Genomic DNA, 17,324 nt, shown 5'->3' with positions numbered 1-17,324 from the left:
CACGTTCCCGCCGAAGCGGCTCACCCGGCCCGGCGCAAGGCCGCGAGCAGTATCCGGCGCAACATGTACCCGCCAAGGCTCGCCGGTCGTTCCAATCCCATGCGCGCCAGCGCCTCGTCCTCCCCGGCCGCCGGCGTACCCGGGCGCAGCGCCGTGCGCAGGATCTCGAGCTTGCCGCGCCAGTGGCCGCCACGCTGCTTCAGCCAGTCCAGCGCGGGCAGCAGGCGCTGCTCGACCTCGGTGAAGTCGCTGCCGAACGGGAACGCCGGCAACTGGCCCTTGGCCTGCCAGGGCTTCAATGCCTCGCGCAGGTGCTCGGGCCGGTTGCGGCGCCAGCGCTCGGGCACCTGGAAATCCGCCGAGAGCTTGCCATGCGACTTGGCCTCGGCGCACAGCGCGTCGATGAAACGGGCGTCGGTGATCGCCAGCATGGCTTCGATGCACTCGCTGTCGCTCTTGCCGCGCAGGTCGGCCACGCCGTATTCGGTGACGAACAGGTCGCGCAAGTGGCGGGGAATGGTCGAACTGCCATAGTTCCAGCGGATATTGGTCTCCACCCCGGCGGGACCCTGGCGCGTCGAGCGCAGCAGCAGCACGGAGCGCCCGTCCGGCAGCTCGTGCGCCATCGCGACGAAGTTGTACTGGCCGCCGACGCCGCTGACCACCTCGCCGTTCTCCAGGCCGTCGGACACCGCCGAGCCGAGCAGCGTGGCCATCATGCAGGTGTTGAAAAAGCGCGCGCCCCGGCGCTGCAGCATCGCCAGTGCCTGATGGTCGCCATAGAGGTGATTGACGTTGGACACGCGACACATGTCCAGCGCGCCCGGGGCTTCCGCTTCCAGCGCGGCGATCCATTCGTACAGCTCGCGCGAGCCCAGGTAGAACGCGCCGCGCAGGACGTGCCCGCCCGGCGTTTCCGGCGGCAGCCGGCCGCAGGCGGCGGCGCGTTCCTGGTCGAGGTCGTCCCAGGCGCGGCGCTTGAGTACGCCGGCGCGATGCAGGTGCATGAAGCCATCCATCACCATCTCGCTGGCGCCGTACAGGCCGATGCGGAACGGCGCCAGGCCGCCCATGCGCGCCGCCAGCGCGTGCGTGCCGCCGCGCGGGTCCAGCGCTACCAGGGCGCGGCGCCACTGGGTGTTGTCCTGCTGGCGCCAGCGCAACGCATGCACCAGCGCATCGGACAGCGCGCCGATGCCGATCTGCAGGCAGCCGCCGTCGCGCACCAGCGCGCTGGCGTGCAGGCCCAGGGCGTATTCGGTGATGTCCACCGGCTGGCGCGGCAGCGCGAACAGCGGCGGCGCCTCCTCGGTGGCGAGCTCAAGATCGAAATAGTCGCGCGAGACTTCCGCATGCCCGCTGACGTAAGGCAGGTCCGGATGCACCACCGCCACGCACAGCGGCCGCGGCTTGCCGGACTGCACCACCTGGTCGATGAAATCCAGCGTCAGGTCGGGATTGCACGAGAGGCTGTAGCGCGCGCCATCCGGCGTGTCGCGGCGGGCCACCAGCTGCACCAGCACGTTGATGTCCTGCACCGCCAGGTCGCGGGCCACGTGGGTGTAGTTCTGGCTGATGTAGTTGCGCTGCGCGCTGCCGGACGACAGCAGCGCGCCGGACTGCATGTAGAACTCGTGCACCGCCACGTTGAACGGCAGGGCGTTGGCCGCCTGGTCGACCGCGTAGGCCGGATCGACCGCGCCAGCGCCGAAGTGCCGTTCGACAAAGGGCGCGAGGAAGCGCTCCTCCAGCCCGCGCGCCGGATGCGGGCGGGTCAGCGAAAGCGCGGTGTACAGCGTCAGCGAGCGCGAGGTATCAGCCTGGGTCAGGCGGTATAGCGCATTGAGCAGACCGTGCGGCTTGCCCAGCCCGAGCGGGGCCGCCACGCGCAGGTCGGGGCCAATCCTTTCGGCGATGTGCTGTGCGCAGGCTTCGGTGTCGGTATGACATTGCTCAGGCGACATGGAGTGGACATGACAGTGGGTTCATGGGAACGGCATGTCGGAACGGACGGCGCGTAATTCGTGGCATGTTCCGGGTGAACGCGGCTTGAAGGCGGCACCGAGGCATAGCCTACACTCGGCCCATGGATTCCAAGCCCTTTGCCCCCGCGACCACCCGCCTGCTCGCCGAACAGGCCCTGAGCCGCGCCGCCGGCGCGCCGCTGCTGGGCGGCAATGCCGCCGAACTGCTGATCGACGCCGCCGCCCACTACGAGGCCTGGCTCGCCGCCATCCGCGGCGCGCGGCGGCACGTGCTGCTGGAGAACTACATCGTCCGCGACGACGCGGTGGGTCAGTCCTTCCGCGAGGCCCTGGTGGCCTGCGCGCAACGCGGCGTGGCGGTGGCGGTGATCTACGACTGGCTGGGCTGCAAGGGCCAGTCCGGCGACCGCTTCTGGGCACCGCTGCGCGCGGCCGGGGGACAGGCACGGGCGTTCAATCCGCCACGCTTCGGGGCGCCCTTCGGCTGGGTCAGCCGCGACCACCGCAAGCTGTTGGCGGTGGACGGCGAGATCGGCTTTCTTTCCGGCGTCTGCATCAGCGAGAAGTGGCTGGGCGAACCCGCGCGCGGCGTGCCGCCCTGGCGCGACACCGGCGTCGCCCTGCGCGGCCCGGCGGTGGCGGAACTGGAAAACGCCTTCGCGGAAAGCTGGGCCAGCATCGGCACGCCGCTAGCGCCGCTGGATTCCCCGCCGCAGGGAGCGGACGAGCCGGGCTCGATCGCCCTGCGCGTGATCGCCACGCAGCCCTCCACCGCGGGCATGTACCGGCTCGACCAGCTGATTGCCGCCATGGCGCGCCGCACCCTGTGGCTGACCGACGCCTACTTCGTCGGCATGGCGCCCTACGTGCAGGCATTGGCCGCCGCGGCACGCGACGGCGTGGACGTGCGGCTGCTGGTGCCCGGCAGCAGCGACATCCCCCTCGTGGCCGGGATGTCGCGCTCGGGCTACCGGCCGCTGCTGAAGGCCGGCATCCGCGTGTTCGAGTGGAACGGCTCGATGCTGCACGCCAAGACCGCGGTAGCCGACGGCCTGTGGGCGCGCGTGGGGTCATCCAACCTCAATATCGCCAGTTGGCTGGGCAACCGCGAGATCGACGTGGCTGTCGAGGACGCGGGCTTCGCCGCCGCGCTGGCCGCGCAATACGAGCAGGACCTCACCAACGCCACCGAGATCGTGCTGGCGCCCCGGCGCTGGCGCCGCCACGCCGACCAGGTGCGCAGCAGCGCCGGGCAGCCATCGCGGCAACGCCACGTGGGCGGCAGTTCCGGCCGCACCGCGGCCGGGGCGCTGCGCATCGCCAATACGGTGGGCGCCGCGCTCACCGACCGCCGCGTACTGGGCGACAGCTCACCCACTCCCCTGCTGGGCGGCGCCCTGCTGCTGGCCCTGCTGGCGGTGGTGGCGGTGCTGTGGCCCGCCGTGCTCGGCTGGCCGCTCAGCGTGGTCGCCGCCTGGCTGGCGCTCAACCTGGTGGCTCGCGCCTGGCAGCTGCGGCAGCGGCGCCGGTCCATGCCCGCGGAAGACTGACCGCCACGCGCCCGCAAGCGAGAAAAAACCTGCAGAGGATCGGGCAAGCGATTGTTATCCAAGCCATCCATGCTAGGCTGCACAGTCCATGCAGACGCCCGACGACCACCCGCCCTCCCGCCAGATCCTGACGCCCAGCACGCTCAACCGGCTGGTGCGCGACCTGCTGGAGGACGCGCTGCCGCTGGTCTGGATCGAAGGTGAATTATCCAACGTGGCCCGTCCGGCCTCGGGCCACCTCTACTTCACCCTGAAGGACGCCGGCGCCCAGGTGCGCTGCGCCATGTTCCGGCCCAAGAGCGGTTGGCTGAAGTTCCGCCCGGCCGACGGCATGCACGTGCTGGTGCGCGCCCGGGTGGGCCTGTACGAGCCGCGCGGCGAATTCCAGCTCGTCGCCGAGCACATGGAGCCGGCCGGCGAAGGCGCGCTGCAGCGCGAGTTCGAGCAGTTGAAAGCGCGGCTGGACGCCGAGGGCCTGTTCGATCCGGCCCGCAAGCGTCCCCTGCCCCGCTATGCCCGCCGGATCGGCGTGATTACCTCGGCCACCGGCGCGGCGATCCGCGACGTGCTGAGCGTGATGTCCCGCCGCTGGCCGCTGGCCGAGGTGGACGTGTTGCCGGTGCCGGTACAGGGCCGCGAGGCGCCGCCGGCCATCGCGGGCATGCTGCGCAAGGCCTCGGCCAGCGGCCGCTACGACGTGCTGCTGCTTACCCGCGGCGGCGGCTCGCTGGAGGACCTGTGGGCCTTCAACGACGAGGCGGTGGCGCGCGCCATCCACGCCAGCGCGGTGCCGGTGGTATCGGCGGTGGGCCACGAGATCGACTTCAGCATTGCCGACTTCGTGGCCGACCTGCGCGCGCCCACGCCCTCGGCGGCGGCCGAACTGTTGGTGCCCGACGCCCATGCGCTGCGCCGCCACCTGCAGCAACTGGAACAACGGCTCTCCACGCTGGAGCGGCGGCGCCTGCAATCGCGCGTCCAGCAACTGGACCACCTGCTCGCCCGCCTGCAGGCGCAGCGGCCGCAGGCACGCCTGGCACGCGACCGCGAACGCCTGCTGCATCTGCAACGCCGTCTGCTTGGCGTGCAGCGCGAACAGGCGCGTTGGCGCCGTGCGGAACTCGAACGCCTGCACGCCCGCCTGCTGGCCCAGCATCCGCGCCAGCGCCTGGCGCTGCTGCAACAGCGGCTGGCCGAGTTGTCGCAACGCCTGCGCCGGACGGTGGAGCGGCGGCTGGAACGCGACCGCCTGGCCTTGCGCCACGCCGGGCGCGCCCTGCACGCAATCAGCCCGCTGGCCACGCTGGAGCGCGGCTACGCCATCCTGTTCGATGCCGAAGGCAAGGTCGTGCGTTCGGCCAAGGATGTCTCCGACGGGGCCTCTCTACGCGGGCGGCTGGCGGATGGCGAGCTGCCGCTGGTGGTACGAAGCGATGAGCCCCATCGCCCCTGACGTTCCCCTCTTTGTTTTCCCTCGTGGGAGCGCACCCTGTGCGCGACTGATGTGCCCGACGACGATGCAGGTTTCCCTCATCCGCCAGTCGCGCACAGGGTGCGCTCCCACAAGGGATAGATGGCGGCGCGGCCTTTCGCCTCACGCGATATGAACGAGCCATGCCGCATCCTGCGCGCTTCGCAGCGGAGAGCCTCGCATGAAGGCAGCGGCATTGTTCGTCAAGGCGCTGGAAGCGGAAGGCGTGCGCAGCATCTTCGGCGTGCCCGGCGAGGAAAACCTGGACCTGGTCGAGGCGTTGCGCGAATCGTCGATACGCCTGGTCGTGACCCGCCATGAACAGGCCGCCGGTTTCATGGCGGCCACCTGGGGCCGGCTTACCGGCGAGGCCGGCGTCGCGCTCTCCACGCTGGGTCCCGGCGCCACCAACCTGGTGACCGCCGCGGCTTACGCCCAGCTCGGCGCCATGCCGATGCTGATGATCACCGGGCAGAAGCCGATCCGCGAGCACAAGCAGGGCCTGTTCCAGCTGGTGGACGTGGTGGACATGATGCAGCCGCTGACCAAGTACACGCGCCAGCTGGTGTCGGCCGCGACCATTCCCGCGCGCATCCGCGAGGCGTTCCGCCGCGCCGAGGAGGAACGTCCCGGCGCGGTTCACCTGGAACTGCCCGAGGACATCGCGCGCGACACGGTGGAAGAGGCGATCCTGCTGCCCACCGAATACGCGCGGCGCCCCGCGCCCGACGAGGCGGCATTGGTGCAGGCCGCCGAGGCCATCGCCAGCGCGAAGCATCCGATCCTGATGATCGGCGCCGCCGCCAACCGCCAGCGCACCACGGTGGCGCTGCGTGCCTTCATCGACAAGCTGGGCATCCCGTTCTTCACCACCCAGATGGGCAAGGGCGTGATCGACGAGGACCATCCGCTGTGGCTGGGCAATGCCGCGCTGTCCGACGGCGACTTCGTGCACCGTGCCATTGACGCCGCCGACGCCATCGTCAACGTGGGCCACGACGTGGTGGAAAAGCCGCCGTTCCTGATGCGCAAGGGGCGGCGCACGGTCATCCACATCAACTTCTCCAGCGCCGAGGTGGATGCGGTCTACTTCCCGCAGATCGAGGTGGTGGGCGACATCGCGCACACGGTGGAGCGGCTCACCGACGCGCTGGAACCCCAGGCGCACTGGGACTTCGCCTTCTTCGACCGCGTGCGCGTGGCGTTCCACGCGCAGCTGACCGACCATGCGCGCGACCAGCGCTTCCCGATGCACCCGGTGCGCATCGTGGACGACACCCGCCGCTTCATGCCCGACGACGGCGTGCTGTGCCTGGACAACGGCATGTACAAGCTCTGGTACGCGCGCTACTACCGCGCCCGCCAGCCCAACACCATCCTGCTCGACAACGCGCTGGCCACCATGGGCGCCGGCCTGCCCTCGGCGATGGCGGCCACCATGGTCTATCCCGGGCGCAAGGTGCTGGCCATCTGCGGCGACGGCGGCTTCATGATGAACGCGCAAGAGCTGGAAACGGCCGTGCGGCTGAAGCTGGACCTGGTGATCCTGCTGCTGCGCGACGATGCCTACGGCATGATCCGCTGGAAGCAGGCGGAGATGGGCTACGCCGACTACGGCATGGCGTTCGGCAATCCCGATTTCGTCCAGTTCGCCCAGGCGCATGGCGCGCACGGCCACCGTCCCGGCAGCGCCGCGGAGTTCCTGCCGACGCTGCAGCGCGCGTTCGACGCCGGCGGCGTGCACTTGATCGACCTGGCCATCGATTACTCGGACAATCACCGCATCCTCAACGAAGAGATCAAACGGCTGAGCGCCGCCGTCTGATCGCACGGAGCCCCGCATGCTTGCCAAGAACTACCCGTACTACCTCGCCAACCAGCCGCAGACCTCGAAGGAAACGATGGACGTGCTGGACAAGTACAGCGGCAAGGTCGCCACGCGCGTGGCGGTGCCCGACGCCAAGGCGGTCGAGAAGGCCATCGCCGCCGCGGTGAAGGCCACCGGCCCCATGCGCGAGTTCAAGCCGTGGGCGCGCCAGGCGGTGCTGCGGCACTGCGCGCGGCGCTTCGCCGAACGCCGCGAGGAACTGGCCTATGCGCTGTGCGTGGAAGCGGGCAAGCCGATCAAGGATTCCGATGGCGAAGTCACCCGCCTGATCGAGACCTTCGAGATCGCCGCCGAGGAAGCCGTGCGCGTCAACGGCGAAACCATCAACCTGGAGATCGCCAAGCGGCTGGACGGCTACCACGGCTACACCCGGCGCGTGCCGCTGGGGCCGGTGTCGTTCATCACGCCATTCAACTTCCCGCTGAACCTGGTGGCGCACAAGGTGGCGCCGGCCATCGCGGCGGGCTGCCCGTTCGTGCTCAAGCCGGCCGAGCGCACGCCGATCGGCGCGCTCATCATCGGCGAGGTGCTGGCCGAGACCGACCTGCCCAAGGGCGCCTTCTCGGTGCTCACGCTGGATGGCAAGCACGCCGATCCGCTGGTGGAGGACCCGCGCTTCAAGCTGCTGTCCTTCACCGGCAGCCAGATCGGCTGGGACCTGAAGGCCCGCGCCGGCCACAAGAAGGTGACGCTGGAGCTGGGCGGCAACGCCGCCTGCATCGTCGATGCCGACCAGGGACCGCGCCTGGACCGCGTGATCGAGCGCGTGGTGTTCGGCGCGTTCTACCAGTCCGGCCAGAGCTGCATCAGCGTGCAGCGCATCTACGCGCACGCGTCGATCTACGAAGAGTTCAAGAAGCGCCTGGTCGCCGCGGTGAAGAAGCTCAAGGCGGGCGATCCGAAGAAGAAGGACACCTTCCTCGGCCCGATGATCGACGAGGCCGCCGCCGAGCGCCTGCACGGCTGGATCGAGGAGGCCCGCAAGGGCGGCGGCAAGGTGCTGTGCGGCGGCAAGCGACATGGCGCCATGCTGGAGGCCACGCTGATGGAGAACGTGCCCACCGACGCCAAGGCGTACCGCCAGGAAGCGTTCGGCCCGTTCGCCCTGCTCGCCCCGTTCCGCGATGTCGACCAGGTGGTGACGCAGGTCAACGATTCGGACTACGGCCTGCAGGCCGGCATCTTCACCGACAGCCTGTCGAACGCGATGCGCGCCTGGAACGAGCTGGAACAGGGCGGCGTGATCGTCAACGACGTGCCCAGCTTCCGCGTGGACAACATGCCCTACGGCGGCGTGAAGCTCTCCGGTATCGGCCGCGAAGGCGTGCGCTGCGCCATCGAGGACATGACCGAGCTGCGGCTGATGGTGATGCGCGAGGTGTAAGAGCCTGTTCACGATCTCCACGTAGCCCGCGCGGAGATCGTGAACAGGCTCTAAGACGGCGACGACGGGCGGCGCCCGGGCTGTCATGAACCTGTCGCGTGGCGGTGCTTAGCTTCCTCGAGGCCGACCTTGAGGACGCGTCATGCAGACCGAAGCCGCCGTCGTCACCGCCACCGACCAGGGCCAGGGCAGCGGCCGCCTCTTCGCCATCGTGTTCGGCGTGATCCTGCTGATCGGCGGCGCCTACGCCGGCCTGCACCTGGTGGACGACCTCTCGGTGGTCCGCTCCCACGCCATCGGCCCCTTCATCCTGCTCGGCATCGCCCTGCTGATCGCGCTGGGCTTCGAGTTCGTCAACGGCTTCCACGACACCGCCAACGCGGTGGCCACGGTGATCTACACCCACTCGATGCCGGCCAACCTGGCCGTGATCTGGTCGGGTACCTTCAATTTCCTCGGCGTGCTGACCTCTTCCGGCGCGGTGGCCTTCACGGTGGTGTCGCTGCTGCCGGTGGAGCTGATCCTGCAGGTGGGCAGCCAGGCCGGCTTCGCCATGGTGTTCGCCCTGCTGCTGGCGGCGATCCTGTGGAACCTGGGCACCTGGTATTTCGGCTTGCCCAATTCCTCCTCGCATACCCTGATCGGCTCGATCATCGGCGTGGGCCTGGCCAACCAGCTCATCTCGGTCAAGAGCGGCACCAGCGGCGTCAACTGGGATGCCGCCATGGGCGTGTTCAGGGGCCTGGTGTTCTCGCCCATCGCCGGCTTCATCCTCGCCGGGCTGCTGATGGTGCTGCTCAAGGCGGTGGTGAAGATGCCGGCGCTGTACCGTGCCCCGGAAGGCCGCAAGCCGCCGCCGTGGCCGATCCGCGCCCTGCTGGTGCTGACCTGCACGGGCGTCAGCTTCAGCCATGGCTCCAACGACGGGCAGAAGGGCATGGGCCTGATCATGCTGATCCTGATCGGCACGGTGCCCACCGCCTACGCGCTGAACGGCGCCGTGTCCGGCGGCCAGGTGCAGAGCTTCCACCAGGTTTCCATAGCGACGCAGCAGGTGCTCGCCGACGCTGCCCATGGCGCCGCGTTCGACGGCGACCCGCGCGCGGCCGTCACCGACGCGGTACAGCAGCGCAAGCTGCTGCCCACCACCGTGCCGGCGCTGGCCCGGCTGATCGGCGAGATCGACCGCCAGGTCGGCAATCGCGCCTCGCTGCGCGCCGTGCCGCCGGAGCAGATGGGCAACGTGCGCAACGACATCTACCTGGCCAACAGCGCCATCCCGCTGGTGCTGTCCCAGCCCGGCCTGGACAAGGCGCAGACCGCCACGCTCACCAGTTGGCGCGGGCGTGGCACCGAAGCCATCCAGTTCATCCCGCCGTGGGTGAAGGTGGCGGTGGCGCTGGCGCTCGGCCTGGGCACCATGGTGGGCTGGAGGCGCATCGTGGTGACCGTGGGCGAGAAGATCGGCAAGGAGCACCTCACCTATGCCCAGGGCGCCTCGGCCGAACTGGTGGCGATGGGCCTGATCCAGGCCGCCGACATGTACCACCTGCCGGTGAGCACCACCCACGTGCTCACCTCCGGCGTGGCCGGCACCATGGCGGCGAACGGCTCGGGCCTGCAGTGGGCCACCGTGCGCAACCTGCTGATGGCCTGGGTGCTCACCCTGCCCGCCTCGATCCTGCTGGCCGGCGCGGTCTACGTTGTCCTCCGCCAGTTGCTCTGAGAGCCTGTTCAAAGTCTCGGTGTCGTCCCAGCTACCCCTTGGCGCTAATCGGTTCCCTCTGTAGGAGCGCACCCTGTGCGCGACCGCCTTTTGCCTCGGTCTCCATGTCCGTCATCCTGGTCCCTGTCCACGTTTGCGGAGGCGCCAGGATAACCAGCCATGAGGCGAAAGGCGTCGCGCACAGGGTGCGCTCCTACAGGGGGCTGGGAGGGGGGTAGGAGGGCACCAAGATTTTGGACAGGCTCTTAGCGTTACCCCGTTCTCCCGGACCATGGCCTTCCGTCCGCCGCGCATGGCGCGGCGTGGCGCGCTATGGTTCCACCGTGGAGCGCGGCCAGAAGGTTTCCGCCGTCGCGTCCCTTCATGGAGTTCCTGGATGCACGCGAAGACCGCTTTCTGCCTTGCCGCCCTGCTCGCAGCCGCGCCGCCCAGTTGGGCGCAGTCCGGCGGCCCGCCCGCCGCGGCCAGCGTGCCGAGCCCCCCGGTGGTGGACCTGCAGGCGGTGACGGTGCGCGGCGAGCAGCCCGGCCCCGCGCTGTGGGAAGTGCGCCGGGGCGACCACGTGCTGTGGGTGATCGGCACGCTCTCGCCCCTGCCCAGGCAGGCGCAATGGCAATGGACCCAGCTGGAGCAGGCGCTGTCCCGCTCCACCGAGTTGCTGGAAGCGCCGTCGGCACGCCTGAAGATGCCGCCCAGCCTGTTTTCCCGCCTGGCGCTGCAACCGTCGGCCCGGCTCAATCCGGGCGGCGCGACCCTGCAGCGGCTGCTGTCGCCGGACATGTACGCGCGCTGGGCGACGCTCAGGCGCGAATACCTCGGCAATGACGACGCGCTGGAATACATGCGCCCGATCGTGGTGGCCGAGCAGCTCTACCAGAAGGCGCTGGAGGCCAGCGGCCTGACCGACGAGACCGACGTCGCCGAGATGGTCGAGAAACTGGCCCGCCACCATGGCGTGCGCATCATCGGCGTGCGCTACGAACTGGTGGTGCGACGCGTGCCCGGTGCCTCGGGCAACGCCACGCAGGACCAGCAGCAAGGCATCGCCTGCCTGGACGAGACCATGCGGCTGGTCGAGCAGGACCTGCCCAAGCTCACCCAGCGCGCCAATGCCTGGGCCACCGGCGACATGAAGACCCTGCAGGCGCTGGTGCAGGGCACCCATTACGATCCCTGCGTGGTGGCGGCCATCAATGGCGACTTCGAGCACCAGCTCGCCATCCCCGACCTGCCCAAGCGCATCGCGGACGTCTGGTTCGCGGCGGCCGATGCCGCGCTGGTGCGCAACAAGCGCACCGTGGCGATCCTTTCGATGGAACAGTTGATGGGGCCCGACAACTACCTGGCCCGGCTACGCTCGCTCGGCTACATCGTGCGGCCGCCGGAGGGCGTCAGTCCCTAAGGGTCCCGGGACATCCCTCCCCTGCGCGCAGGGAGGGAGCCAGCAGTTCCTCCCCCTGCTGGCAGGGGGAGGCTGGGAGGGGGGGGCTTGTGGCTGCTACGCCATCACTTCGCGCCGTACAACGCCGCCGCGTCCGCCTTGAATGCCACCGCGCTGTCCGGACGGCTGTAGAACATGTGGCCGCCCGGGTAGATCCCCAGCTTCACGCGCTGCGCCTGGCCGAACGCGGGCATCTGGTCGATGATCAGGCGCGAGGTGAAGAATGGGCACGACAGGTCGTTGTAGCCGTGCGCGATCATCACCTTCATGTGCGGATCGTTGGCGATCGCCTTGCGCAGGTCGGCCACCGGCTTGTCGTCGGCGTCGCCGCGGTCCCAGGCGCGGTTCACCGCATAGGACAGCGCCTCGTAGTGGGCGTCGGTCTTCCAGCCCACCTCGCGCGTCACGAAATCGACCATGGCGCTGGTGGCCGGCGCCAGCAGCGCGTCCAGGATCGGATCGCCGGACTGGCGGCGCGCCGAGCCCGGGAACGGATCGAACGCGGTGACGTTGGAGTCGTATACGCTGCCGATCTTCTTCTCGGCGCGATGCACTTCGCGCAGGTAGGTGCCGATGTCCACGCGGCCGTCGAGCTTGGCCACGATCGCCGGATCCAGGCCGGTATAGGCCGAGACCTTCTGCACCATGCGGCCGATTGCCTGCGGGTCGGAGCGGCCGGCCAGGAAGTCGGTGACGAACTGCGTGCGCACGTAGTTCTCCACGTCGGCCATGGCGGCCGGGGTCAGCTTGCCCTCGGACTCCAGGTGCGCGGCGGTCATCGACGGCAGGTTGATCATCCACGGCAGCGGCGACAGCGCGTCGCCGTCACCGATGGCGGCCGGGTCGAGATACGGCGACACCATCACCAGGCCGTTCACGCCCACGCCCATCTGGGTCTGCAGCGCGTAGGCGATGCGCGGCGCGCGGTAGCCGCCGTAGCTTTCGCCCATCACGTACTTGGGCGCGCGCAGGCGGCCGTGCTTGACCAGCCAGTCATAGACCACGCGCGAGAGGTACTTGATGTCCGCCTCGGTCGAGTAGAAGTCCTTCTTGGTCTTGTCCTCGTCCTCCAGCGAACGCGAGAAGCCGGTGCCCACCGGGTCGATGAACACCAGGTCGCTCATGTCGAGCCAGGTGTTGGGGTTGTCCTTGGTCACCGCCGCGTCGGAAGGCGCGTCGCCGTCCACGCCGAACTGGATGCGCTTGGGACCGATGGCGCCCATGTTGAGGTACACCGAGGAAGCGCCCGGGCCACCATTGAACGCGAACGTGACCGGACGTTGCGGGTCGCTGCCCGGCACCGTATAGGCCGTGTAGACCACGTCGGCAATCTTCTTGCCCTTGGCATCGCGCACCGGGATGGTGCCCACCGTGGCCTCGTAGGACAACGTGCGGCCACCTACGCGCACGCTCTGCTTGATGGTCTTGTCCGCGGGCAGCGGCGGCAGCTCGCCCTCGGCCTTCTTGTCGGCACCCGCCTCCGCGGCGGCCGGCTTGGCATCGGCGGCCAGCGACCACGGCGCATAGGCCAGGCCGGCCACCAGCAGGGCGGCACCGCAGGCGGCGCCGCGCGTCAGGCGGGCCATCCTTGCTCGAACGGACAAATCTGGATTCATCGGCAATCTCACGCAGTGTTCGGAAGAAAAAACGACACGTCCCGTCGCGGACCGCGCCGCGACGGAGCGAAGCGGGCATAGAAGCGGCAAGCCCTCGGGCGTCACCAGTGCCGTAAGACAGGGGTCGCTGCGTTCAGCAACCTGTGCCGACGCCGCATGCCTTCACTTGCAAGCCCGGCCAAACCCCGGAAACTAGGGCGTTCGCCTTGGCCAGACCGGTGCCGTGCACGTGCCTCGTCCCCACCCTTTCCCCGTACGCCGGCCCTTGATGCGATGGTGCTGGCTGGTCGCCGTCCTCGCCGCCACGCTGGCGCACGGCCAGGCGGCCCCGGCCGCAACCGCGCCGCTGGCGGTGCAGATCAACGACGACCGGCTCACCCTCGCCGTCACTCACGTGCCGCAGATCTACCTGTACGGCACGATCGACGCCGATGCCCCCGACCGCATCGGCGCGTTGATCCGTTCCAACCGGATTCCTGCCGGCTCGGACATCTATCTCGATTCGCCCGGCGGCGACCTCAAGGCGGGCGCGGCGCTGGGCCGGCTGTTCCGCCAGGGCCGCATGACCACGCACCTGGGCGTGCCGCGGCGCCCCTCGCGCGCGCCGGCGATGCCCCGGGAGGCCGCCTGCCAGGGTGCCTGCGCGCTTGCCTATGCCGGCGGCCTCTACCGCTGGGCGCCGACCGGCAACGACCGCTTCGCGGTGCAGGCGCCCGGCGATGCCGCCCAGATCGCCGGCGCGCGCGACGAGCTGGCCGCCTACCTGTGGCAGATGGGACTGGACCCGCTGCTGTTCGGCATCACCGCGCGTACGCCGCGCGACTACACCGGCTGGCTCGACGGCGACCAGCTGCTGGCCACCGGCATCGCCAACAACGGCTACCTGCCGCCAGCGGCGCAATACGAGCTGGTGTCCGGCGCGCCGCTGCTGACGCTGCGCCAGAACGCCCGCGAAGGCGAGCGCCGCATCACCCTGCTGTGCAAGCCCGATGGCTTGACGCTGACCGCCTATTACACGCTCGCCCCGGAGCGTGCGCAGCGCATCGCCAACCGTGCCGACCGCTCCTATATCGAGATCGACGGGCAGCCCACCCTGCAGGGCCAGCGCGAGCGCATCCATGCCGTGGACCAGTCGCTGGTAATCAGCCGGCCGCTGCCGCTGGCGCAGCTGGACCCGCTGTCCAGCGCGCGCTCGATGGGCGCATGGCTCAGCGACAAGGGCGGCGCGGTGCGCTATGGCTTCACCATGTACCTCGATGCGGTACGCAACAGCCTGCGCGACTACCGCAGCCACTGCGAGCAGTTGGGCCGCGCCCTGCCGACCAGTTGAACATGCCTAGTCCAGCTCGCGCCACCGGTAGTAGCGGTGGTGCGCGATGCGCAGCAGGTCCAGGTCCTCGTGGGTGTCGCCGTAGGCGTACACCACCGGATAGGCATCCAGGTCATAGGCCTCGCGCACGCGGCGCGGCTTTTCCGCGCTGACGCACTGGGCGCCGTGGTAGCGGCCGGTGAGCCGGTCGCCGCGGATCTCCAGCCGCGAGCACAACAGTTCCAGCCCCTGCGCACGGCACCAGTGCGAGAGATAGATGTCCAGCGCGCCGGATACCACCACCACGCGATCGCCCTGGCGCTGGTGCCAGCGGATGCGCTCCAGCGCATGCTCGCGCAGCACGCCGGGAATGATCTCGCTGGCGAAGCGGCGCCCCTTGTCGTCGGCCCGGTCCAGCGCCATGCCGCGCAGTCCCAGCCGCACCGCGCAGGCGCGCATCGTGTTGGACGACACCGCGCCCAGCTTGTAGCCCGCCACCATGGGCGCGAGCAGCAGGCCGCCCCAGCGCAGCCGGCGCGACGGCACCGCAAACTCCAGGAAAGGCCGGAACAATTCCCGGGTGGTGATGGTGCCGTCGAAATCGAACAGGGCGAGGTTCATGGGGCCGGCATGCTCCATGGCGGCCCGCGGGAACGCAAGCCCGCACATCTCAACCGGCGGATTCGGCCTGGCGCAGGCGCGAGACGTCGCGCAGGGGCGGCGCGCCGAAATGGCGGCTGTATTCGCGGCTGAACTGCGAAGGGCTTTCGTAGCCCACGCGATGCGCCGCCGTGGCCACGTCGCACAGCCCGGCCAACAGCAGCCGCCGCGCCTCGTGCAGGCGCAGCTGCTTCTGGTACTGCAGCGGGCTCATCGCCGTGATCGCGCGGAAATGATGGTGGAACGACGAGGTGCTCATGTTCACCCGCGCCGCCAGCGTCTCGATGCGCAGCGGCTCGTCGTAGTGGCGGCGCAGCCATTCGATCGCGCGCGAGACCTGATGGCTCTGGCTGCCGGAGGTGGCGATCTGCGCCAGCCGTGCGCCCTGCTCGCCCGTCAGCAGGCGGTAGAACAATTCCTGCTCGATCATCGGCCCCAGCACGGCCAGGTCAGCCGGCTTGTCCAGCAGGCGCACCAGCCGCAGCAGTGGATCGAGCAGGTGGCCGTCCAGCCGGCTCAGCGACAGTCCCGGCGCCGACAGGGTGGCGCTGCGCGGCGGCGTCACCTGCGGCAGCAGCTCGCGGATGCGCTGCACGTCCAGGCGATAGGTGAGGCACAGGCAGGGTTCCGCCGGCGTGGCGCGCAGCACCTGGGCGGACACCGGCACGTCCACTGAGGTCACCAGGTAGGACCCGCGCTCGTGCACGAAAGGCTGCTGTCCCAGCAGAATCTGCTTGGCCCCCTGCAAGGCCAGTCCCAGGCCGGGCTCGTACATGGCGCAGGTAGGCACGCCGGGCGAGTCGGCGCGGAACAGGTTCAGCGCCGGCCACGCGGTGGCGAGTGAGCCTTCGCTCGACGCCAATCGTTCAACGATCGCTGTCAATTCCTCGCGATCCTGTTCCAGGCGCGGATCCGTGAGCGGGGAAGAAAGCTTGATGTTCATGGCATCGCCAATGAATGCGGACTCCGCAAGGTTGCCTGTTCCTCCGCCCCATGGCGAGGGCGTACCGCCCCATCCCACAGGATCGGGCAAGGATCTCGCAGGATCCGGCTACCGGCCGCCGTGCGGCGGCTTCCATACTTGCCGCCTTCGCTTCCCCGTTTGCCCAGGAGTCACGCATGGCACTCTCGATCCGCGGCTATGCCGCGCAATCCGCCACCACCCCGCTCGCGCCGCACCGGTTCGAACGCCGCGATCCGCGGCCCGACGACGTGGTGATCGACATCCTCTACTGCGGCGTCTGCCACTCGGACCTGCACCAGGCCCGCAACGACTGGCACGGCAGCGTGTATCCGGTGGTGCCCGGCCACGAGATTATCGGCCGCGTCAGCGCGGTGGGTGGCGAGGTCAGCGGCTTCAAGGTCGGCGACATGGTCGGCGTGGGTTGCATCGTCGACTCCTGCCGCCATTGCGCGTCCTGCGACGCGGGCCTGGAACAGTACTGCGAGGAGGGCCCGACCTGGACCTACAACGGCACCGACCGCCATGACGGCCGGCCGACCTTCGGCGGCTATTCCGAGCGCATCGTGGTGTCGGACAAGTTCGTGGTGCGCGTCTCCGAGAAGCTCGATCCCCGCGCCGCCGCCCCGCTGCTGTGCGCTGGCATCACCACCTGGTCGCCGCTGCGCCACTGGAACATCGGCAAGGGCAGCAAGGTCGCGGTGGTCGGCCTGGGCGGCCTGGGCCACATGGGCCTGAAGTTCGCCAAGGCGCTGGGCGCCGACGTCACCCTGTTCACCCGCACGCCGGGCAAGGAAGCCGAGGCGCGCCGCCTGGGCGCCGACCACGTGGTGTTGTCCACCGACCCGGCGCAGATGGAAGCGGCCGCGCGCCAGTTCGATTTCATCCTCGACACGGTGCCCTCGCCGCACGACCTCAACCCGTACCTGGCCACGCTCAGGCTCGACGGCGTGCTGTGCCTGGTGGGCCTGCTCGAACCAGTCGAGCCGCCGGTGCAGGCGGCCGCGGTGATCCTGGGCCGCCGCTCCATCGCCGGCTCCGCCATCGGCGGCATCGCCGAGACGCAGGAAATGCTCGATTTCTGCGCCGAGCACGGCATCGTCAGCGATATCGAGGTCATCGACATCCAGGACATCAACGATGCCTACGAGCGCATGCTCAAGAGCGACGTGAAGTATCGCTTCGTGATCGATATCGCCTCGCTGAAGCAGGCGGCCTGAGCGCCTGCGTCACCCCGGCGAAGGCCGGGATCCAGCGCCCCTGTCCATCGACCGGACATGGGCGCTGGATATCCTTTCACGGGAGCGACGGGTGGAAGGGGGCACGCAGGCGA

General features: G+C 69.6%; 12 protein-coding genes. 8 read left to right on the top strand and 4 right to left on the bottom strand.

Annotated features, from left to right (window positions below; genetic code table 11):
- Nucleotides 1-20 precede the first annotated feature (20 nt).
- Nucleotides 21-1,964, bottom strand: a complete 1,944-nt coding sequence (locus MJ605_RS09200; RefSeq protein WP_243041131.1) for an acetyl-CoA hydrolase/transferase C-terminal domain-containing protein — start codon at nucleotides 1,962-1,964, stop codon at nucleotides 21-23.
- A gap of 122 nt (nucleotides 1,965-2,086) precedes the next feature.
- On the opposite strand from MJ605_RS09200, the gene MJ605_RS09195 reads away from it, so the two are divergent.
- The 6 genes from MJ605_RS09195 to MJ605_RS09170 all read left to right on the top strand — a co-directional run bounded on the left by MJ605_RS09195 (nucleotide 2,087) and on the right by MJ605_RS09170 (nucleotide 11,406).
- A complete protein-coding gene (locus MJ605_RS09195; protein WP_243041130.1) occupies nucleotides 2,087-3,535 on the top strand; it encodes a phospholipase D-like domain-containing protein in 1,449 nt (482 codons plus the stop codon).
- A gap of 88 nt (nucleotides 3,536-3,623) precedes the next feature.
- Nucleotides 3,624-4,988, top strand: a complete 1,365-nt coding sequence (gene xseA / locus MJ605_RS09190) for an exodeoxyribonuclease VII large subunit (RefSeq protein WP_243041129.1) — start codon at nucleotides 3,624-3,626, stop codon at nucleotides 4,986-4,988.
- Between the two features lie 199 nt (nucleotides 4,989-5,187).
- Nucleotides 5,188-6,831, top strand: a complete 1,644-nt coding sequence (locus MJ605_RS09185; RefSeq protein WP_243041127.1) for an acetolactate synthase large subunit — start codon at nucleotides 5,188-5,190, stop codon at nucleotides 6,829-6,831.
- Between the two features lie 16 nt (nucleotides 6,832-6,847).
- Nucleotides 6,848-8,278, top strand: coding sequence for an aldehyde dehydrogenase family protein (locus MJ605_RS09180; RefSeq protein WP_243041126.1), 1,431 nt, complete (start codon nucleotides 6,848-6,850; stop codon nucleotides 8,276-8,278).
- Between the two features lie 142 nt (nucleotides 8,279-8,420).
- Nucleotides 8,421-10,004 carry an inorganic phosphate transporter gene (locus tag MJ605_RS09175; RefSeq protein WP_243041124.1) on the top strand — a complete coding sequence of 528 codons (1,584 nt, stop codon included), beginning with the start codon at nucleotides 8,421-8,423 and terminating at the stop codon, nucleotides 10,002-10,004.
- A gap of 376 nt (nucleotides 10,005-10,380) precedes the next feature.
- Nucleotides 10,381-11,406, top strand: coding sequence for a TraB/GumN family protein (locus MJ605_RS09170; protein WP_243041123.1), 1,026 nt, complete (start codon nucleotides 10,381-10,383; stop codon nucleotides 11,404-11,406).
- 104 nt (nucleotides 11,407-11,510) lie between these two features.
- Here MJ605_RS09170 and MJ605_RS09165 read toward each other — a convergent pair whose 3' ends face one another.
- Nucleotides 11,511-13,031: a S10 family peptidase gene (locus MJ605_RS09165; protein ID WP_243041122.1), complete on the bottom strand. Its 1,521-nt coding sequence runs from the start codon at nucleotides 13,029-13,031 to the stop codon at nucleotides 11,511-11,513.
- Nucleotides 13,032-13,326: 295 nt separating this feature from the next.
- Between MJ605_RS09165 and MJ605_RS09160 the strand changes: the two genes are divergently transcribed.
- Entirely contained in the window at nucleotides 13,327-14,391 is a 1,065-nt protein-coding gene (locus MJ605_RS09160) for a hypothetical protein (RefSeq protein ID WP_243041121.1), read from the top strand.
- A 6-nt stretch (nucleotides 14,392-14,397) separates the two neighbouring features.
- On the opposite strand, the gene MJ605_RS09155 is transcribed toward MJ605_RS09160, so the two are convergent.
- Both MJ605_RS09155 and MJ605_RS09150 read right to left on the bottom strand, forming a co-directional pair.
- The gene (locus MJ605_RS09155) at nucleotides 14,398-14,991 is read right to left on the bottom strand and encodes an HAD family hydrolase (RefSeq protein ID WP_243041119.1); all 594 of its coding nucleotides are present in this window, start codon (nucleotides 14,989-14,991) and stop codon (nucleotides 14,398-14,400) included.
- Between the two features lie 49 nt (nucleotides 14,992-15,040).
- On the bottom strand, nucleotides 15,041-15,973 hold the full coding sequence (locus MJ605_RS09150) for an AraC family transcriptional regulator (protein ID WP_243041117.1): 933 nt from the start codon (nucleotides 15,971-15,973) through the stop codon (nucleotides 15,041-15,043).
- A 176-nt stretch (nucleotides 15,974-16,149) separates the two neighbouring features.
- Between MJ605_RS09150 and MJ605_RS09145 the strand changes: the two genes are divergently transcribed.
- Nucleotides 16,150-17,211 (top strand): NAD(P)-dependent alcohol dehydrogenase, encoded by a 1,062-nt coding sequence (locus MJ605_RS09145; protein ID WP_243041116.1) that lies wholly within the window; start codon nucleotides 16,150-16,152, stop codon nucleotides 17,209-17,211.
- Nucleotides 17,212-17,324: the final 113 nt, after the last annotated feature.

This window comes from Dyella sedimenti (assembly GCF_022760995.1).
In the GTDB taxonomy this organism is placed as follows: domain Bacteria; phylum Pseudomonadota; class Gammaproteobacteria; order Xanthomonadales; family Rhodanobacteraceae; genus Dyella; species Dyella sedimenti.
This window is presented reverse-complemented; position numbering and strand designations above follow the sequence as displayed.

Excerpts from the sequence above, each read along its gene's own strand:
- MJ605_RS09200 (WP_243041131.1), bottom strand. The coding sequence starts at position 1,964 with ATGTCGCCTGAGCAATGTCATACCGACACCGAAGCCTGCGCACAGCAC.
- MJ605_RS09195 (WP_243041130.1), top strand. The coding sequence starts at position 2,087 with ATGGATTCCAAGCCCTTTGCCCCCGCGACCACCCGCCTGCTCGCCGAA.
- xseA (WP_243041129.1), top strand. The coding sequence starts at position 3,624 with ATGCAGACGCCCGACGACCACCCGCCCTCCCGCCAGATCCTGACGCCC.
- MJ605_RS09185 (WP_243041127.1), top strand. The coding sequence starts at position 5,188 with ATGAAGGCAGCGGCATTGTTCGTCAAGGCGCTGGAAGCGGAAGGCGTG.
- MJ605_RS09180 (WP_243041126.1), top strand. The coding sequence starts at position 6,848 with ATGCTTGCCAAGAACTACCCGTACTACCTCGCCAACCAGCCGCAGACC.
- MJ605_RS09175 (WP_243041124.1), top strand. The coding sequence starts at position 8,421 with ATGCAGACCGAAGCCGCCGTCGTCACCGCCACCGACCAGGGCCAGGGC.
- MJ605_RS09170 (WP_243041123.1), top strand. The coding sequence starts at position 10,381 with ATGCACGCGAAGACCGCTTTCTGCCTTGCCGCCCTGCTCGCAGCCGCG.
- MJ605_RS09165 (WP_243041122.1), bottom strand. The coding sequence starts at position 13,031 with ATGGCCCGCCTGACGCGCGGCGCCGCCTGCGGTGCCGCCCTGCTGGTG.
- MJ605_RS09155 (WP_243041119.1), bottom strand. The coding sequence starts at position 14,991 with ATGAACCTCGCCCTGTTCGATTTCGACGGCACCATCACCACCCGGGAA.
- MJ605_RS09150 (WP_243041117.1), bottom strand. The coding sequence starts at position 15,973 with ATGAACATCAAGCTTTCTTCCCCGCTCACGGATCCGCGCCTGGAACAG.
- MJ605_RS09145 (WP_243041116.1), top strand. The coding sequence starts at position 16,150 with ATGGCACTCTCGATCCGCGGCTATGCCGCGCAATCCGCCACCACCCCG.